Source organism: Chengkuizengella sediminis, assembly GCF_010078385.1.
GTDB lineage: Bacteria > Bacillota > Bacilli > Paenibacillales > KCTC-33759 > Chengkuizengella > Chengkuizengella sediminis.
The window spans coordinates 26,531-46,282 of the sequence record NZ_SIJC01000007.1; the positions used below are offsets into that span (position 1 = coordinate 26,531).

General features: G+C 33.0%; 22 protein-coding genes. All 22 read left to right on the forward strand.

Going from position 1 to position 19,752, the window contains the following annotated elements:
- The first annotated feature begins 1 nt into the window (after position 1).
- The gene (locus tag EPK97_RS14425) at positions 2–820 is read left to right on the forward strand and encodes an RnfABCDGE type electron transport complex subunit D (protein ID WP_338075713.1); all 819 of its coding nucleotides are present in this window, start codon (positions 2–4) and stop codon (positions 818–820) included.
- On the forward strand, positions 813–1,622 hold the full coding sequence (locus EPK97_RS14430; RefSeq protein ID WP_162037333.1) for a beta-ketoacyl synthase N-terminal-like domain-containing protein: 810 nt from the start codon (positions 813–815) through the stop codon (positions 1,620–1,622). The genes EPK97_RS14425 and EPK97_RS14430 overlap by 8 nt, the downstream gene beginning before the upstream one ends.
- The gene (locus tag EPK97_RS14435) at positions 1,606–2,859 is read left to right on the forward strand and encodes a beta-ketoacyl synthase N-terminal-like domain-containing protein (RefSeq protein WP_162037334.1); all 1,254 of its coding nucleotides are present in this window, start codon (positions 1,606–1,608) and stop codon (positions 2,857–2,859) included. The genes EPK97_RS14430 and EPK97_RS14435 overlap by 17 nt, the downstream gene beginning before the upstream one ends.
- A gap of 16 nt (positions 2,860–2,875) precedes the next feature.
- Positions 2,876–3,628, forward strand: a complete 753-nt coding sequence (fabG, locus tag EPK97_RS14440) for a 3-oxoacyl-ACP reductase FabG (RefSeq protein ID WP_162037335.1) — start codon at positions 2,876–2,878, stop codon at positions 3,626–3,628.
- A 35-nt stretch (positions 3,629–3,663) separates the two neighbouring features.
- Entirely contained in the window at positions 3,664–3,882 is a 219-nt protein-coding gene (locus tag EPK97_RS14445; protein WP_162037336.1) for an acyl carrier protein, read from the forward strand.
- Between the two features lie 3 nt (positions 3,883–3,885).
- The gene (locus EPK97_RS14450; RefSeq protein WP_162037337.1) at positions 3,886–4,905 is read left to right on the forward strand and encodes a DUF1702 family protein; all 1,020 of its coding nucleotides are present in this window, start codon (positions 3,886–3,888) and stop codon (positions 4,903–4,905) included.
- Complete coding sequence (locus EPK97_RS14455; RefSeq protein ID WP_162037338.1) at positions 4,892–6,649, forward strand: CRTAC1 family protein; 1,758 nt, start codon at positions 4,892–4,894, stop codon at positions 6,647–6,649. The genes EPK97_RS14450 and EPK97_RS14455 overlap by 14 nt, the downstream gene beginning before the upstream one ends.
- Positions 6,642–7,946: an aminotransferase family protein gene (locus EPK97_RS14460; RefSeq protein WP_162037339.1), complete on the forward strand. Its 1,305-nt coding sequence runs from the start codon at positions 6,642–6,644 to the stop codon at positions 7,944–7,946. The genes EPK97_RS14455 and EPK97_RS14460 overlap by 8 nt, the downstream gene beginning before the upstream one ends.
- Positions 7,947–7,959: 13 nt before the next feature.
- Positions 7,960–8,697: a class I SAM-dependent methyltransferase gene (locus EPK97_RS14465; protein WP_162037340.1), complete on the forward strand. Its 738-nt coding sequence runs from the start codon at positions 7,960–7,962 to the stop codon at positions 8,695–8,697.
- Between the two features lie 5 nt (positions 8,698–8,702).
- Positions 8,703–9,065 (forward strand): cupin domain-containing protein, encoded by a 363-nt coding sequence (locus EPK97_RS14470; protein ID WP_162037341.1) that lies wholly within the window; start codon positions 8,703–8,705, stop codon positions 9,063–9,065.
- Positions 9,052–9,465 carry a hotdog family protein gene (locus tag EPK97_RS14475; protein WP_162037342.1) on the forward strand — a complete coding sequence of 138 codons (414 nt, stop codon included), beginning with the start codon at positions 9,052–9,054 and terminating at the stop codon, positions 9,463–9,465. Before EPK97_RS14470 ends, EPK97_RS14475 begins: the two co-directional genes overlap by 14 nt.
- Before the next feature lie 11 nt (positions 9,466–9,476).
- Positions 9,477–10,526, forward strand: coding sequence for a class I SAM-dependent methyltransferase (locus tag EPK97_RS14480; protein ID WP_162037343.1), 1,050 nt, complete (start codon positions 9,477–9,479; stop codon positions 10,524–10,526).
- Positions 10,519–10,929 carry a hotdog family protein gene (locus EPK97_RS14485; protein ID WP_162037344.1) on the forward strand — a complete coding sequence of 137 codons (411 nt, stop codon included), beginning with the start codon at positions 10,519–10,521 and terminating at the stop codon, positions 10,927–10,929. Before EPK97_RS14480 ends, EPK97_RS14485 begins: the two co-directional genes overlap by 8 nt.
- Positions 10,892–11,140, forward strand: a complete 249-nt coding sequence (locus EPK97_RS14490; RefSeq protein WP_162037345.1) for an acyl carrier protein — start codon at positions 10,892–10,894, stop codon at positions 11,138–11,140. Before EPK97_RS14485 ends, EPK97_RS14490 begins: the two co-directional genes overlap by 38 nt.
- A 4-nt stretch (positions 11,141–11,144) precedes the next feature.
- The gene (locus EPK97_RS14495) at positions 11,145–12,029 is read left to right on the forward strand and encodes a glycosyltransferase family 2 protein (RefSeq protein ID WP_162037346.1); all 885 of its coding nucleotides are present in this window, start codon (positions 11,145–11,147) and stop codon (positions 12,027–12,029) included.
- Positions 12,030–12,053: 24 nt separating this feature from the next.
- A complete protein-coding gene (locus EPK97_RS14500) occupies positions 12,054–13,406 on the forward strand; it encodes a class I adenylate-forming enzyme family protein (RefSeq protein WP_162037347.1) in 1,353 nt (450 codons plus the stop codon).
- A 2-nt stretch (positions 13,407–13,408) separates the two neighbouring features.
- Positions 13,409–14,338, forward strand: a complete 930-nt coding sequence (locus EPK97_RS14505; RefSeq protein ID WP_162037348.1) for a hypothetical protein — start codon at positions 13,409–13,411, stop codon at positions 14,336–14,338.
- Positions 14,335–15,129: an alpha/beta hydrolase gene (locus EPK97_RS14510; RefSeq protein ID WP_162037349.1), complete on the forward strand. Its 795-nt coding sequence runs from the start codon at positions 14,335–14,337 to the stop codon at positions 15,127–15,129. Before EPK97_RS14505 ends, EPK97_RS14510 begins: the two co-directional genes overlap by 4 nt.
- 1 nt (position 15,130) lies before the next feature.
- Positions 15,131–15,970 carry an alpha/beta fold hydrolase gene (locus tag EPK97_RS14515; protein WP_162037350.1) on the forward strand — a complete coding sequence of 280 codons (840 nt, stop codon included), beginning with the start codon at positions 15,131–15,133 and terminating at the stop codon, positions 15,968–15,970.
- Between the two features lie 61 nt (positions 15,971–16,031).
- A complete protein-coding gene (locus tag EPK97_RS14520; protein WP_162037351.1) occupies positions 16,032–17,198 on the forward strand; it encodes a glycosyltransferase family protein in 1,167 nt (388 codons plus the stop codon).
- Positions 17,199–17,378: 180 nt separating this feature from the next.
- The gene (locus tag EPK97_RS14525) at positions 17,379–17,663 is read left to right on the forward strand and encodes an acyl carrier protein (protein ID WP_162037352.1); all 285 of its coding nucleotides are present in this window, start codon (positions 17,379–17,381) and stop codon (positions 17,661–17,663) included.
- Positions 17,664–17,685: 22 nt separating this feature from the next.
- Positions 17,686–19,752 (forward strand): hypothetical protein, encoded by a 2,067-nt coding sequence (locus EPK97_RS14530; protein WP_162037353.1) that lies wholly within the window; start codon positions 17,686–17,688, stop codon positions 19,750–19,752.

Below are 19,752 nucleotides of genomic sequence, written 5' to 3' on the forward strand. Positions count from 1 at the left end.
GGTGGAAAAAAAATTAGATCTTATTACATCATGGACAGATTATAAAATTGATCCAAGGAATTTAATTTTGGTTTTTTTACTTTCTTTTGTTGTAGCTGGACAAACATACTTGAATTTTAATCAAGGAGTAGATGCGATCTTTGTATCCATTCTGACTACAGTCACTACGGAACTCGCTTTAGCAAGGATCATATTAAAAAAATGGATTATTCCTAAAAGTGCTTTTATTACTGCATTAGGCGTCAGCCTTTTAATTAATTCCTACTTACTCTGGCCATATGTGCTGACTGCATTTTTATCTATATGTATAAAGTATATTTTACGATATAAGGGAGGGCATCTATTTAACCCGAACAATATTGGTGTAGTTATCGTTATATTCACCTTGCCTCAATTTGCAGTGACTACTCCAAAACAATGGTCAAACGGCTTTGAAGTGATGACGATCATTCTGCTCTTAGGTTTTGTTGTTGCCTACTTTGCTAAGAGGTTAGACACTGTTATTGCCTTTTTATCTACATTTACTATGATCGCTTTCGTAAGATCCTTTGTTTTTGGTGCCCCGTTATTAGCCGCCTTAGGACCATTGTTAGGAGCATCGATGCAATTATTCACCTTTTTTATGATGACTGATCCAAAAACAACACCAAATACAAGAAAAGGAAGGATTTTATTCGCGATATTCATTGCGATTATTGATGGAATTTTAAGAATACAGCGGATTCCAAATGCTCCGTTTTATGCGTTGTTTATCAGTACGATTTTATTTATGATTCCATATCGATTGTATTTAACTAGAAGGAGTGTTAGTAATGTTTGACACTTTTATTAAAGGAAGCAGCGTACTAACCCCTAACAGCATAGGTTTAGAAAAACTACCAGGCAATAGGCTTGAGGATTACTTTAAAGAAGAAAAACAAAAAGTGGATATAAACGTTGATTTAGTTGGAAAACGTTTAGGATTTACAGGTTTTAAAAGATTACCCAGAGAAACAAAGTTAGCTTGTTATGCAATTGAACAAGTTCTTGAAAACAGTGGGACACCTATTCCAAAACAAAAATGTAATCAAACGGCTGTTATCATCGCTAGTACTTTCTCAAATTTAAATCCCATCGTAGAGTTATATAATGATGTTGAAAAGTTTGGTGCAGACAAGCTTAATCCAGCTATTTTTCCTAATACAGTCATTAATTCCATAAGTGGTTATGCATCTATCATGTTTAATATCACTGGACCAAACATTACCATTTCACAAGGCAAGTTTTCTGGTCTAAAAGCACTGGAATTTAGTTTGGATTTGCTGCAGAAACAATTAGTGGAAAATGTCGTGATATGCGAATTGAATCTACAACCTCCTCAGTTATTTCATGGATTAATATCTAGGCATGTCCAAAAAGAATCAATTGCTTCTTTACTTCTTTCGACACATCCATCTAAGAATACAATCATTATGGATAAAAACCCGAAGTTGATCGATATAAAGGCAGAAAATAAACTAAACTCATCTTTTGCAATTTTGGAACTCCTATATTTATTAAAACAAAAAACACACATTTACTTAAAAAAGAGTTCTGATGCGAATTGTTTTGTTTGTGAGGATGGTGATGATATTGCAAGATAACCTTGTAACTGGGACAAGCATATTAAGTGCTGGAGGAATTGGTATTGAGGAAGTGTGGCAGTCGATATTGGAAAAAAGGCAAAAGATCACCCAAAGAATAAAAACATTAAGAGATAGTGAAAGCATTCAATATCCAGTGTATGAAATTGAAAAATTTGATTTAAGTAACTGGCTTTCGAAAAAACAGATCGATGTTATGGTTGAAAATCATTTAATTGATGATTTGGATTTTAGACTTCTAGTTTTATCTTCCATCTTAGCACTAAAAAATGCGAAGTTACAAGTGAATCCAAATTCCAAAGTATCACTTATTGTTGCCCATGAAAATCCAGGAGTTGTGAGTTTAATCGATCGAATGTTTATGGATGACGATTATATAAATAAAGCTAGAAATGTGAGGGAAAAATTTGCACTCCATCAGCAGCAATTTTATAATTTACAGTCATTTCCTCATCTCTTTTATTTGGCAAAAATTTTAAATATAAGTGGATCAACATTTATAGTGAATAATGCTTGTGCTTCAGGAACCTATGCATTGGAGTTAGGGAATTTGCTTATCAAAAGCAAACAAAGCGATGTTGTACTCATCGTTTCTTCAGATTATGCGCATTTTACAGAATATCTTTGGTTACAACAAAGAGGATTTTGCTCTGAATCAGGGGTGATTCGTCCTTTTGATAAAAACAGGGATGGCACAGTGTTAGGTGATAGCGCTTCAGGCATTGTGTTGGAATCAAGCAATCATGCTGCTGCCAGAAATGCACCTGTTAAATGCTGTTATCAGGGTGCAGTACTGCAACAAGACCATTGGAAAATGACTTTGCCTGATGTATCAAAACATACTTATTCCAACATCATAAAAAAAATCATGGGGGATTTAAACATTCATCAATTGGATTTACTAGTCCCGCACGCAACAGGCAGCCCGCTATGGGATAAATATGAAGCAAACCAAATAGCAAAGTGTTTTCAAGAAAAAGCGATGCCGCTAATTACGGCATTTAAACCTTATATCGGTCATTCATTAGGAGCCAGCTCTTTAAGTGAAACGGTATTATTGATTCAATCACTTATAGCAAATACGATACCGCCAATTTTAAATTATGGTGAGGTAGACCATAAAATACCACTTCCTACAATTGCAACAAAGTTTGAATATAAAGATCTTCATCATGTCATGAAAACTGTATCTGCATATGGAGGGTTTCATTCTGCTTCACTATTTTCAAAAATTTAAAAAGGTGGGGGCAACAATGAGTGATGTTCAATTTAATTTCAAACATAAAACTGCATTGGTTACGGGTGGAACAAGAGGAATAGGCAAACAAATTGTTCAAGATCTAGTGAAATCAGGTGCAAATGTGATATTTACCTATTCTTCACAAAAAGAAGCTGCTCAATCAATCATTAGGGAATTATCAATCCATTCTTCTCCAACAATCCAAGGTATTCAAGTAGACTTTAGAAAAACAGATGAAATCACAAAATTAACAGAATCTTTAGAAAAAGTTCCTAATTTGGACTTTTTGGTGAACAATGCAGGCATGAAAATCGATAAACCGATTTTTTTATTAAGCGAAGAAGATTGGAAAGATGTAATGAATGTGAACCTCATGTCTGCCTTTTTACTTTCAAAACAATTCGTTCGAAAATTAGCATTAGCCAAAGGGTGTGTTGTGAATGTATCTTCCGTATCTGGCTTAGCGGGTACCATGGGTCAAACTAATTATTCAGCTGCTAAAGCAGGTATCATAGGTTTCACTAAATCATTAAGCAAAGAATTAGCGTCTTTAGGGGTTAGGGTAAATTGTGTTGCCCCAGGTTATATCGAAACGGATATGACCAAGGAACTGATGAAAGAAGAAGGCATCAATATAACACAAGAGATACCCTTGCAAAGACTAGGAAAACCTTGTGAAGTATCTGCAACTGTGATGTTTTTATTATCTCAAGCTTCCTCATATATCACTGGGAAAGTGATCATACCAGATGGTGGCTTGTTATAGATAGAACACGTACTTATAGAAAAGGAGAATGAATTATGTATAAAGATGTGGTTATAGAATTTATAAGTGACCTGATTGAAAGGGAGGTATCTGATCGAGATTTTGATACACCTTTCCCTGACTTAGGGATAGATTCTCTGATGGCACTTGAATTAGCCGTCCATATTGAAAGAGAGCTATCTATTGTAATTACTGAACAGGAATTAGCAGATCTTACTTGTATAAATGATCTTCTAGGAAAGTTAAAGGTTTAAATGATGTTCGTTTTATATGTTGTACTTCTTATCCTTGGTTTCGTGTTTCTCAAATTTTTGATTTTAAAAATAATATATGCTAGGACGTTTCATCGATATATTGATAGAAAAAAGAATGATTTTTACAATCTCTTTTTTCAGAAAATTCTGTCTAGTTTTCTTTATGGATTTAAATTAGGTTTGCAGTGGATCACCACACCAAAACATGTGAAACAAAAAATGATGAAAAAGGTTGAGCCTTATTATCTTGGATTTGCATATGAAGGTTATAGTATGGCAATCGCTGCGAAATTGACGGTTACAGGTCAAAAAAAATATTTTGAAAGGCATGTTAAAAAAGTGGATCCTACAAATATATACCAATATTATGTTGGTTTAGGGTGGTGGTTATACAAGGTTTATGTTTTTAACCCAGCAAGATATCAAAAATGGATCAATCACTTAGACCCTCGTTTAGCTCCAGTGATTTATGATGGCATTGGATTTTCTGCAGCCTTAGAGCGTTATCATCAAGACAACCATTTTATTGCTAGTTTTCAAGTATTGAAAGAAAGAGAGCAAAGAGTATTATATCAAGGAATTGGACGATGTTTATGGTTTTTAAAACAATTTGATTTAGTGCTTGCTTTGGACAGTTTGGCAGCTTTACCTAAAAAATATCATAAAGATTGTGCATCAGGGTTAGGGTTAGCTGCTGCATATAGCTTTTTTGATCGAATGGATCAAGTTTTCATGGTAACAAATAAAATTCCCAAGTTATTAAAGGCAGCTTTTTTGCAAGGAATGGGATTTGGTTTTGAAGCAAGGAGGTTGCAAAATCCCCAATTATTTAAAAATATGATGTTGGCATTAAATGTGAATCAAAGAAGAGAAGTAACCGCCTTACTGGATATCGTTGATTCTGTAAAGCAAGAATTAAACGAGAACGATGAAATCAATCAAGGTGAATTTTATTACTTATGGATTGATTTTGTAAGAGAGTGTGTAGAGAAAAGAGGAGGTAAATTTTATGAAGGTTCGTAACATTTTATATTTATTATGTTCCGGTATTTTAATTTTAGCAGGTTGTAACACTTTCGGTGCAGGAGAAAAAGTGGACTTAAATTTTAATTTTAAAGAGGTAACAGAGGTAGCCAATGTTGAGTTTGATCATGAAATCCCTGTTTTTGATGAAAAGGTGAACAACATTATGCCTTGGTTAGCTTCAACAGGTGCATCAGTTGCGACAGGGGATTACAACAATGATGGATATATGGATCTTTATTTTACAAATTCCAAAAAAGGCAGTTTAAATGTTTTGTTCCAAAACAATGGGGATGGTACATTCACCAAGGTTGACTCGATTCTATCGGATATCAATCAAGAAGGAATATCTGCAACGGCTTTATTCTTAGACTACGACAATAATGGAACGTCTGACTTGTATGTTGGATTTTGGGGTCAAAGCAAGCTCTTCAAAAATAATGGAGACGGGACATTTACAGAAGTTTCTGAAGAAGCTGGTGTTAATCAATTCTCCTATGCTGCGAAAGCAATCACTTTAGACTATAACAAAGATGGTTTTTTAGATATTTATGTGGGCAACTATTTTAGAAGTGAGAATAACTTATGGAATCTAAAAACAACAAAAATTATGCATGATGATTTTGAAAATGCTAGAAACGGCGGTTTTAATCAGTTATATAAAAATAATGGAGACGGTACTTTTACTGAAATAGCAGAACAAATAAATCTCAATGATACGGGTTGGACACTTGCTACAGGCTCAGCTGATGTCAATCACGACGGTTACCCTGATATATATAATGCAAATGATTTTGGTCCTGATGTACTTTATATAAATGAAAACGGAAAGAAATTTAAAAAAATCATTCAACGTAATGGCATTGGGTTAGATACGCATAAAGGCATGAATGCTGATTTTGTAGATATTTTCCATAAAGGAGAACTTGGTATTTATGTGAGTAATGTAAGTAAACCTACTTATATTATTGAAGGGAATGACTTTTGGTATCCAAATGATGAAGGACAATACGAGAATATCGCAAAAAAATTAGGGTTGAATTTTGCTGGTTTTTCATGGGGAGCTAAATTCTTCGATACAAATAATAGTGGTGAGTTCAGTTTAATCGTCACGAATGGATTTATTACAGGAAAAAGTAAAGATAATTACTGGTTTGATTTAGGAACACTTGCTACAACACCAGAGAGTATTGTTGAAGATACTAAAAATTGGCCGGCTATTGGTAAAAAAGATCTATCAGGAAACGAAAATAAATTTTTATTTCTGAATCTTATGCAGTCAAATAACGGATTTGAAAATGTTGCATTACAAGCGGGAATTGATTTCACTGAAGATGGAAGAGGAGTATCTGTCGTAGACCTTGATAATTCTGGTGAGTTGGACTTGGTTTTTGCAAACCAAGGAGGGAAGGCCAGAGTTTATAAAAATCAAATAGAAGGAAACAATTGGATAAAACTTAGTTTACAAGGTGTTTATCCTAGTAATAGAGACGCTATTGGTGCAAGGGTAACTATCGTGTCGGGAGATAAAACAACACTGATTGAAAAAGATGGTGGGAATGGATTTGGTGGGCAAAGTGACCCAAGAATACATTTTGGAATTGGAGAACGGAAAAAAATTGATGAAATAATAATAAAATGGCCTAGTGGAAGAATCCAATCTTTGAAAGATATTAAATCGAATCAAACGCTTCATATTAAAGAGAACAACAACCTGCCTATGAAGGGGGAACATAATGAGTAGATATTATGTGATTCATCCTTTTACGAATATGCCTAAAAAAAGCAATTTAACGGAGGAAGAGGTCAATAATCAATTCTTTATGGCTTATAAAGGTGAAAGGCATTGGGTACTAAACAAAAATGATCAAGCCTTTTTAAATTTATCCAATGCAGCCTACTCATTAGATCAATCGAATGCAGTGATCTTAAAAGCTATTTTTGAACAGTATAACAGGCTTTCAGCTTCCATTATGGTGAATCAGGGACACTGGATTGCAAATAAATTAGCTGAAAAATTATTGAATTTAGCACCGAAATTTAGTTCTGTGTTTTACTCAAATGATGGGACAGGTGCAATGGAATCAGCTTTAAAAGCAACAAGACAATATTTTATTGAAAATGATATGCCAAATAAACAAAAGTTTATCAGTGTGAATGGTGGTTATCATGGGTCAAGCATGGGAGCACTTTCGATTACAAACTTAGGGTTTGAGGGTGTTTTTGGTGACCTGTTACAAGGATGTATAAGCAGCCCTTCACCTGAAGATTTTCGTGAAAAAGAAGAAGAGTTAGATGATCGTCATGCGAAACAAGCTGCATATGAATTAGAACAAACTATTTTAAAAGCGGGACCAGATACCGTTGCAGCTTTTGTAATAGAGCCAGTACAGAGTGTGAATGGCATTCGTGTATTTCCAGATTTATATTTTCAATTGGTGAGGCAAATTACGAGGAGATACAACATTCTTGTTATTGCAGATGAAATCACTACAGGGATTGGTAGAACAGGTGAATGGCTAACCAGCTCCTCACTCATGTTAGACCCTGATATTATCACAATTTCTAAAGGATTAACCGCTGGATATTTTCCCTTGGGGGCCACTTTGTTTTCTTCTCAAATTACGGACCATTTGATTGAGAAAGGTTCGGGGTTTCCACATGGCACAACTTTAAGTGGACATCCTGTCGGTTGTTCGATCGCTATCAAAGTTTTGGAAATTTTTGAAACAGAAAATCTTCCATTCAGAGCGAAAGAAGCAGGGGAATATATCATGAATGAACTAAGAGAAGGACTGAATAAGGAAGACATCGTTAGGGAAATTCGAGGCAAGGGTCTCATGATTGGAATAGAACTGAACATAGATTCAGAGGAAGATGTTGAGAGATTTAACACCATCAAAAGCAATATTAAAAAATCAGGGATTTTAGCAACGTTTTCCCATAACGTCATTAGTTTATATCCACCATTAAATATTTCAAAGAGTGATATGGATTATATGATTGATGCGCTAAAATCAAGCATATTATTAATAGGTTAGGAGATTAAAATCTATGAGTAAAAATAATGAATGGAAACACTTTTTTGGCTCAGCCTATCAAAAATTTTCTCAATATATCCTTACAGAAGATAGAACACAAGTTGAAGTAGAAAACATAGAAAATATTTTAAATTTGCAAACTGATTCTAACATTTTAGATTTGGGATGTGGAAACGGAAGAATTACAATCCCACTTGCTCAAAAAGGTTATCATTTAACAGGTTTTGATGGCTCAAACTATTCACTAAACATCGCTAGAAAAAATGCTGGGAATTTACCGATTACTTGGATTGAAAACCAGATTAAAGATTTGGATAGCGAGCAGAAATTCGATGCCATTTTAAGTATTGGCACAGCTTTTGGTTATGTTGATGAACATGAAGATAAAACTACAATGAAAAAAATATATGACATGTTAAACCAAGGTGGAAAGTTATTAATTGATACGGAGAATAGAGATTTTATGCTAAATGAATATAGGGAAAATGCATGGAATGAAATGGGTGATCAGATCGTTTGGTCAAAAAGGAAGTTCAATCCGATGAACAGTAGATGGCGTGAAGTGATCAGTTGGAATAAAGATAACAATCAAGAAAGCTCCATTCTTGATGTAAGGATATACTCAGCCCATGAATTAATAACCATACTAGAAACGATTGGATTTAAAGTACAGAAGCTATATGGAAGTTTGAAATTAGACGATTTCCACATACGAAGTTCTAGAATCGTTATTGTAGCAGGAAAGGGGTAATGAAAATGAAACAAGATCATATTGTCATTAAAAAAGAAGATCGAGATTGGATAGAAGGTATGTTTCATAATTCAGAGTATCAAATGTTATATTCTGAAACAGACGAAGAAAAAGAGACACAGGCTTTTATTGTCAGGTTTGGTCCTGGAGGGTTTATCCCATATCATGATCATCCAGGTAGAGAATATGCTTATGTTATTGAAGGAACCATGAAGGTTGGAGATGATATTCTTGGTCCTGGAGATTTTTTAACTGCAGGCAAAAATGAAAAACATATAGTAGAAACGCAGGATGGTGTTACTTTTTTAACGATCATTGAAAAACCAATAGATATTGTTGAGGATGTTACGGAAGATGGAACTTTTTAATATGTTGCCCCAGAAATGGCCATTCCGCTTTATAGATCATATTACAGCTTATAAACAAAGGGAATATATTCGAGGAACGTATTATATTTCACAAGCAACATCGATCATAAAAGATCATATTCAAACCTTCCCAGCTTCTTTTATAACAGAAGGTTTAGCTCAACTAGCTGTTATTTTTATTACTTTGGAGACAAAACCTTTGCGAGAGAATGAGGTTCCGCTGTTGGGTTCGATCAAAATGGAAAGCTTTCAAGATTTGCCCTGGCATTTAGAAAAAGTCAAATATGAAATTTCCCCTATTAGAATCGTTGATAGTCAAGCTGTTTTATATGGGGTAGCCTCAGTAGAAAAGAAGGTAATTTGTAAGGGAGAATTATGCGTTGCCAAATCAATTCGTTAGGAGAAAGGAATATGGCGATTTCTACTAATTTATTTACAGAGAAATATTTTACTGCATATCAATATGCTAGTCGTTACACCGCTGAGAAAATATTAGAAGTATTCAATCTACATGGATTGTTTTTACGTGCTGCTGTTGCCCATCAACGACTTGAGATAATTGATAAATTAAAGTGTACAGAAGCATTTATTCCTTCATTAGATTTTGCGCTAAATTTTTTAGTACAGGAGCTGTATGTTGTTCAGGATGTAAAAGATGCTGACTATTATAGCAGAACAGAAAAAAAATTGGAGACATGGATAGATATAAATATAGAAACAAATATCAAACATTCGTTAAAAATGATAGATTTCGTTGCTGATCATTGGGCATACATTCTATCAGGAAAAAATTCTCCAATTCATTTATTATTTGGGGCTCAGGGTGAACAGATCTGGAGGGATTATTTTCAACACCCGAGCGATTTGTATTATGTTCATAATCAGTGGCTGGCTTTATACCTGAACCCGATAATGGAAGATGGCCAAAGTATATTGGAGCTAGGAGCAGGTTATGGATCTGGAACAAGATGTATATTAAATAATCTAAACAATAACAAGATTCATTATACTGCATCGGATGTAAGCCCTATGATTGTCAGACATTTAAGTAGAGAGTTCCCCCATATAGAATCATCTGTTGTAAATTTTGATAAAGATCTTTTTACTCAGCTGAATGGAGAAAAATATGATTATATTGTTTCGATTAATGGCCTTCATTGTTCTTTTGATATTCAAGCTGCACTAGTTAGGATAAAAAAATGCTTAAATCCAGGTGGAAAAGTGATTTTATCAGAATGCATTAGAGATTTAAACCATTCATACTTACATCAGGAATTTATCTTTAATTTACTTCCTGGGTACAAAATTTATCAAAATGGGAAATTTTTTATCAATGGTTTTCAAACCAAATTGAAGTGGGAAAAGGCTTTTAAAGAAACAGGGTATAAAAATGTGGAAGTCATTTTAAATGAAGGGGACTTAACCTTAGGAGCCATTATTGTTGGTGAACATCATGAATAAGAAAAACTATAACCACCACATTAAAAAACCGATAAATCAAATTGATAAATGTATTACATTAAATGAAAAAGAAATTATTTTTGAGAAATTTGTGTCAAACGGGGATTTTTTATTAATAGGCCACTTTGAAGATTTGAGTATATTTCCTGGACTATTGCTTACAGAAGCGATTATTCAAGGAGTGGAGTACATCATAGGAAAACAAAGAAGTGAATTTATGATAAAAAATGTAAACGTTCGATTTTTAGACATCATTCCTGCAGGGAATATCGTAACCATTCATGTTCAACTTCTAGACCAGTTGATTAAATCGTATGCAGTCATAGAGGATCGAAAAGTAATGACTTATCAATCGGAGGTATATTATGGGACAATTTCAAATGATCGTCGTAGATTTACTTAGTGATGAAGGGTGTGGCGTTTTGCCAAAAGAAGAAATCATTCTTTCAAATCGTTTTATAGATTTAGGGTTTGATTCTCTTAAATTTGCCGAATTTTTAATTCATCTCGAAAATCGAACTGGAAAAGAAATACCTGATGAAATATTAAATTTTAACTTGGAAGAGTCGATTGAACAGTTTCTAGAAATCATCTTTTCCAAGTATATAGGTTAAACATATGGATGTTTCTGTTATTATTCCTGTGTATAATCAACCGCATGCTTTAGACTTATGTTTAGAAGGATTTTGTGTACAAACAACGAGTCAAATTCAATTTGAAATTATCATTGTTGATGATGGTTCTGAGGATGACATCACCCCTTTCATTAAAAAATGGGAGGGGAAAATAGAGAACCTCATCTATATCAGAACTGAAAATGTCGGTAGAGCAAGCGCTAGAAATATGGGTTTAAAAATCTCACGAGGAAATGTTGTTGTGCTTAATGATGCAGATAGAATTCCAGATCCCCATTTTATTCAGGCACATGATATACTCCATCGTAACAATAATGACCTCATTTCAGTTGGTCACATACGTGAATTGTATTTCTCAAACATTCAACATAACAGGGATGTTATAAAGTCATGTGTTATGAATGCAAAGTTATATAAAATACCTAGCTACTGTAAAATGGTTTATCAATGTTATGACGAAGCTGGCATGTCAATTTCCAGTATCCCATGGGTCAGTACTTTTAGCGGGAACTTGTCGTTTAGAAGAACGCTTTTGGAACAAGTTGGGATGTTTGAAGAGGCGTTTTTAAAATGGGGATTTGAACATTTTGAGTTGGGATATCGAGCTTTTAAACGAAACTATCAGTTTGTATATAACAAGTCAGCGATAAATTACCATTTGGCACATAAAAGACCGACTGGATTTTATAAAAAATCAATAGAAGAGAGTTTAGAAATTTTATATAGACTCCATCCCAAAGAAGAAATAAAATATTTTAAGCAATTTTTCCTTGGCAGTTTAAGTTTGCAGCAATTTGAACAAAAAGTTTCAGGCAAGTTGCCAGCATGGAATCACAATCAAGCTTCTTCACATGTACTAAGTTTTTAATTCAGATGAAGGATGATGAATGATATGAAAGCAATGGTAGATAACTTTGTTAACTCCATCTTTGTTAACTCCAGAACTTGCCTGTGGTCCATAAATCCAAAGGTCACTTACAAGGAGCTTGAAAATTTAGTTGAAAACAACATCAACATAATTAAACAAAATAAAATTCATCACGATACTTTAGTTATTTTGGATACGAATCTTGGATGGAAGTTAGTTCCTATTTTACTTGCATTTTTTAAATGCAGGATCACGGTTTTGCCATTTGATTTCAAAGAACTTCCAGAAGATTATGCTTCTTACACGTTAATTTCTCAAAGTCATGTTGATGAACGTGGATGTTTAAGCAATGTGGAAGTGAACCATAAAAGACAAATTTTAAATGATATCGCTTTAATTCTTTGTACATCAGGTTCTTTAGGAAAAGCGAAAGCAGTAAAGTTAACTTATGACAATATTATGTACAATGTGATTGCCAATGCAAAGATCTTAAATCAGATAGATTCAGAACGCTTTTATATTAGCAGACCTTTATACCATGCGTCAGCGATCATAGCAGAAGTATTTACGGGCTTAATCTTAAACAAATCTATGTATTTTAGGCAAAAAAATTTCACTCCCAGTTCTTTTTTACAGGATGTGAAACAGAAAGAGTTAGACACGATATTTTCTACCCCGACGATCATGTATCAGCTCACAAAAATAAAAAAAACAGAGAAATTACCTATAAAAAATATTGTGCTCAGTGGTGAAATACCAAAATATAAACAAATTGAAGAAATATCAAATTATTTTGATGAGTCACAAATCATCAATGCTTATGGTCTGACGGAAGCAAGTCCTAGAGTGTGTATCAATTTAAATGTATCAAAAGAAAACTATAACAACGTAGGAAGGCCATTAGAAAACATTCAATTAAAAATCAAAGAAAACGAACTATATATTCAAGGGCCAAACATAATGAAGGGTTATTGGAACAATGAGGATAAAACAAATGAAGTGAAACACGAGGGTTGGTTAAGAACGAAAGATATCGCGATCCTGGAAGACGATGGTTCCATAACCATCATGGGGCGTAAAGATGATTTATTAATCCGGGCAGGGGTGAACCTGCATGCACATACGCTTGAAGAAATTATAAACAGCAATAACAACATCAAAGATTCTTTTGTGTATGGCATAAACAGCAATAAATTAGGACAAGAGATTATTTGTTTGCTTGTTTCAAAATCGGTAGATTTTAAAGTCATAGATTTGTTTCAATATTTAAAGTTAAGAAATGTGCCTCAAAGGTTTTGGCCTGATAGAGTGAAATTTGTAAAAGAAATTCCTAAAAATAAAACTGGAAAAAGAAAACGTTTAGTTTGGTGGTGTTAAGATTGAGTCGATTTTTACACACAAAGGAAGTCAATTGGAAGTTGCCTTCTAAATTAGGTATTTCTCATAAACATCTAAACTGTTTACAGTTATGTGTAAATGAATGGCTGCAACAAAAAGGTAGAACTAGTTTAATCGAAGTATTTATTATTCCCTTAAACTGTGAGTTGGATGGCAAAAAAATAAAAAATGAACCGAGTGGTTTTAATAGAGGTATTAAACTTTATAAACGTCACCATAGTTATGATCCTTCACTAATTGAAGAGTTGATGGAAAAGGTTGGACATTGTTTAATTGAATTCGATTCTTCCTATGCACAATTTTCAAGTTATTATGACGATATTTCAATTCCTCACTGGTCCATGATTTTTGATCACGATGATCAATCTTATGATCTGTTAGATGATTCTGGGATTGCAACATATTTTACTTATAATAAAGGAGCTGTTCCTAAAAAATTAATACATGATTTAATGAATCCAACCTCTCTAAAAAGCATTTCATACGTGGAAATGACAAATCCAACTGTAAGTTGGGAAGAGGAATTTCATGAAATTGTACTACAATCAATATCCAATATGAAGTCGTATGGAATGAATAATTTGCATTGGTTTTTTGATCATTTTGGGAAGAACTATAGTGATTATCCATCGCAAAAAGAATTGGATTATGTCGTTTATTTTTTTCGAAAACCAAGGGAAATTTTATTTTTGGCTTGGAAAAATGGTCTGCTTCCAGAACAATATCAAACGGAATCGTTAGGGAATATTTTAGTTCAATTAACGCAAGCTTGGGGAATTGTAGCTGGGTATGTTCTGAAATGGGGTGTTTCTAAAGTAAACAACTATAACGATAAAATGAAACAGTATTTACAAACCTGCATTCAATTAGAAGAAAAACTATTGTCGTATATGAAGGAGGCGATAAAATGAATATGGAAAAACTTGTTACCTTTCAAGATAACGGAAATATATTGGGCGTTTTGCACCTCCCTGACCATTATCATAATAAACGTACTCCTATCGTTATATATTGTCCAGGTATGAATGGGGAAAGATATGAAGTTCATAGACTCGCTGTAAAATTTGCTAGATATTTATGTGATAGAGGAATAGGATTTTTTAGATTTGATTATTATGGCATTGGTGTAAGTGATGGTTTATATCATGAAATGACGAATACAACAAAGGTTTCAAACGTTCAACAGGCGCTGAAATTTCTACAAGAGGAAAATGTAGTTCAAGCAGAAAATGTTATTTTATTAGGGTTTAGTGATGGTGCAAGAATTGCACTTAAAACCGCTAATCATAGCGACGTGAATAAAGTTATTATGTGGAGTCCGATCATCTGGGATATTGTCGACGATGAGAAACAAATATCAACAGAAAATAAGTTTATACTTCATCCTCAGTTTAAAACGATCATGAAACCGTGGATTGGTCTTTGGTTAGGCATGAATTATTTTCAGGATTATCAAAATTTTCAGTTAGAAAAAGAAGTTGATCATTTTAGTGGTAATCTATTGCAAATATATAGTGATGATGATCCAATCGCAGGATATACATGGTCTAAGTTGCAGAATTATCAAACGTTTATTGAAACAGCAGATATTCATTTTGTAAAAAAAGCGGGACATTTATTTACTTCTGTTCCACTTGAAAACATATTGATGGAGAAAACATATCATTGGATAATAAAACAATTTAAAGAGGAGGTAAGTTAAGATGATCACAACTCAGAAGAAGTATGGGGTTGATAAGAAGATTTATGGTGTCGTTTCTCAAAATGATCGTAATCCAAAGGTCATCAGCTTATTTTTTCCAGGATATGGACAAGCAATGAGTGAAAAAAACTATTTATTTTCAACGATTCGTAAGGTGCTAACTCCCCTTTTAACAAATTATAAATTTATTCAATTTGATTATTTTGGTCATGGAGACAGCATGGGAGAACTAGGAGAAGTTAGCTTATCTACTATGATTGACAGTGTCATGCAAGTATTAGACGAAGAACTCATTCCAGAGGTGACGAAAGTACAATTCATTGCCAATGGTTTGGGATGTGTAATTGCAAATGAAGTATTCAAATTGCTCAACAATAAAATAAAAATCGAACTCCTGTTCATCCATCCGCCTATACAAAAAATAAATAAAATAAAAAAAATTTTTCCCAAACACATTTTAAATGAATTAGAAAGAAAAGGCAGCATGGACACCCAAAAGTTATGCCCTGGAATGGATTATTATACATTTAGTGATTTTAACATGGAGCAAGTCGGTTTTTTTTCTAGATTAGGTTCTTATATGTTATATTTACACGGTCAAAAGTGCAGTTATAAGTTTTTAAGTGAAATAGATGAGTTAAATTTTGTCAACGAACTAAAACAATTATATAATAATACAAAGGTTGTTATTGGTGAGAAAGATGAAGAAAGTATTAAAATGTTAAATCAAAATCTACCTGAAATATATATCATTAAACTTCCTGACGTTCACTATTTTCATGACCATCCTAAAGCAGTTGATTTTATCATCCAAGCTATCCACAAAGATGAAGTACGATGAAGGAAAACGTAAGCATCAGTACTTGACCAAAATAAATAGGTAGGGAGGTGAGGAATGAACCATGAGGATTTTGATGACGTCAAAACCTATTTTAGAACATATTTTAGTTTTGTATAATATAGGTCAAACACTTGCTAAACAAGGAGTGGAAATATTTGTTTTAAACGTACCTGGCTTTAAAGATATACCCATTATGGAGCATTGGAATTTTATAGAAAGCAAATGTAAAGAAATGTCTTTTGAAGATAACGCTTCATTCCAATCGTTAGCTCACGAAATTAAAAATGAATTTCAGCAAGAAGAACAACATTTAATAGAAATGTTAAGTGTGATTGAACATCATCATATAGATGTTGTGTTATTGGATTCTAGTCTGTCTGGTGCCTCCTACGCATGTGAAATAAAGCAAATCCCATGGTTTAGTGTTGAACCGGCTAGCTTTACTTTAGAAGCAAAACAGGAAAATGAGCCTGAAGAGAACGAAACGATTATTCTCTTTATGCAGAGATATTTAAATCAATTAAGAAAAAAATATCAATTAACACCACTCCCACGCAGCTACAGATCAAACATTTCATATGTTGGCGTTTCCCCTTATTTGCACATGATCCCAGCGAACAATATCAATCAAGTAAACACACCCAGTCATTTTTTCTTTATCGGTCCACAGTTATATAAAAACAGCAAGCAATATTTTAAAAAGACCAAATTTCATCATCATGTGTTGATTGAGACATTAACTTATGATAATCCTCAATTTTTAATCCAAACTGTTCATTTTATTGAAGAATGTATCCGTTCGTTGCACGATAAAGAAAACCTCATCATACGTTGCACATCGTCTATGATGCAAAAGATCAAGGTGAAACAAAAAAACGTGTTATTCGTTGATTGTAAAAAACATCAAGTGATGCCCTATTTAAATTGCAAGTTAGTACTGAACCAAGGAAGTTATGGTTCGTTTTTTAACAGTATTAAAAACAAAATACCACAAATCTCCGTGCCGCAAGGATGGGATAGTCGATATTTTACTAACTTTGTTGATAGAGATGGTTTAGGTGAAATTGTTGAGCCTTCTGAATGTTCACAAATAAAAATTTTAGAACAATATAACAAAATCATGTCAAATTTTTCATCCTATCGAGATAATATTAAACATTTTAATGATAAATGTAAAAAAATCGATCCCACTTTTAAAATAATGAATATATTCAGGAGTATAAAATAACAAAATTAGCTGGTAGTTTGTCTAGAAAAACTGAGTCATTAAATAATACATATAGGTAAACTTAAAAATATAAGAAGTTGTTCAAAAATCCCCTATGGATCGTCCTATTAATTTCTTATTATTAGGGATCGAAACTGAACTTTTTGAACACATAATATATTAATGGGAGCGGTGGTAAAAATGGAACAATCTAAATCTGAATACGGTTTAAGTGAAGCTGAAGTTTCTATTATAGTAAAAAATAATATTATAAAAATATTAAAAACAAAGGAGAAAATTGAAGATACCGATCACCTAGCTGAGTATGGATTTGATTCCATTGGAATGATTGAATTAATCATTGATCTTGAAGAAAAGTTTCATATTTTATTTGATGATGAAGAGCTTCTGCCAGAAAACTTTCAAACGATAAATCAAATTACAAGGTTATGTATGGAAAAACTAGAATCGTTTACACAAAAATAAAATACGTTAAAGGAGGAATACAATGAATACGATACCTTCTTTGTTTCAAACGGACTTGAGGAAAATGGCACAAATAAAAGAGGTTGAAGTTGAAAAGTTCTGGAAATCATATCAGTTGAAAGAGCATAAAAGCAAGGATATTCTCTTAACCGTCACAGATGATTATAAAATGTTAGCCTATAGTTTATATTATGGTTTGTATACGAATAAAGTGGTGGAGGTTGTCTCTCCAGCATTATTAGAAAAAAAAATCACTTCTCTAATAGAAAGGAAAAACATAAATTCAATCACTTTGCTAGGCATGTATCCCACAATTCAAAACAAACATTTATTGATAGTACAAAAGGTTTTATATCAACACTACTTTGACATTGATTTTGGATTTTTTGTACCTAAAAATAGTGAAGAGTTAGTGCACCAATTGGACAAAAGTTTAAAGTGTTTTAATAGCAACAGCACTCAAAATGTATTAATCTTAAATACAAGCAAAGGAGAATTCCCAAAGTCAGCTCATTTGCAAACATTTTCATCTCAAACTTTGAATAATAATGAATTGAAAGAGTTAGTTAGTAATCCATTAAAAACTTTTAATATGATCAGTCATGGTAGAGATAATGAGGTTTTACTCAACGATTCATTGTTATGCGGCAAACATCTAGATACATCCCTAGGTGAATTTGAACATCATAAACTTCCACATTGTGCTCATTTTGGAGAATGTTTTTATTCAGAGGAGTTATTAATTAAAGCAACGGAAGTAGAGGCAGATGTTGTGTTTTTAAATACGTGTTTAGGATTTAGGATTGGGGAAGGTAACTTTGATCAAAATTACCTCTTAAGTGCTTCTTTTTTAAAGGGTAAAACTTCAGCATTAATAGCCTCCCCTTTTATTAAAAATGGTCAATCATATGAAAACATATTGTTTCATTATTTACTATCCAGTGGTGAAAGTTTAGGGAAAATTACAAGTCTATTAAATAAAAGTGCGCTGATTAATCACCACGATTTCCCGCAGCTATTTTTGTATGGAGATCCTACATTAACATTTAAAGAGCAGGATGAAAATGTAAGGGAATATGTAGAGTTAACTTCATTGGATGATAACATTTTTGCATGTGAAGAAACGTGTTTCCTTTCTATTGAGATCACAAACGAACGTATAAAAAAGGCGTTAATTAATAAAGAGCTAGATGTATTTGTATATAATCAAAAACAAGAGGTTTATTACAACATTATTTACTTAAAAAATAAGGTTTATATTTATATTTATTCACTATATCCTTTGAAAATGATAGAATTACAATTAAAATCGCCACTAAACATAACATCGATAGATCAACCCATCCAATTATTTGAAAATTTAAACAACTTTAATATTAACATTTTAAAATGTAAATCTCTTCTAAATGAAATAAAATCCTTGAAAAAAAATTTCTCAAATGTATCACAAGCTGCTGCTTTTTGTTTTTTCTATAAAGAAAAGCAAGAAATAACCCTCCATAAGATGAAAGAACTTATTGAAAGATGTGAGGAATTATTACTTGAACATCTCTTGAAAGTAACAAAAAAGCAAAGGTTCGGTTTTACAGAATCTTACTGGAATAATATTGATTTGATAAGTGATTACAAGACTTCAACTCCATGTCCGTATTGTAAAGAGCCAAGTATACTTATTCGTGGAACAGGCAAGGTCGATTATCAGTTTGAAAGAAATGTGATTATGTGTCCTGTATGTGGCATTGTGAATGACCTCCCTAAAAATAGCTCTATATCAGTGAAAATCATTTCTGAAGAGTCCTTATCTGTTCACTCTATACATACCGTATTGGTTCAAATCATAAATCATATGCCTCATTCCTGCACATATTTAACAGGGTTAGAATTTGTATATGGAAAAGGTGAGGGGGTGGAGGTGTTTGATCAAATACAGCAAGTCAAATGTAAACCAAATCAAGTGAAAGAAGTCAAATTTCAAGTTAATTTAAGCCCTAAAACTCAAATTAATCAACATTGGCTATCTGCTTACGTGATAAGTAATCATGATATTTATAGTGCCCATAAAAATATTTGGACGAATAACTTGAAGTAA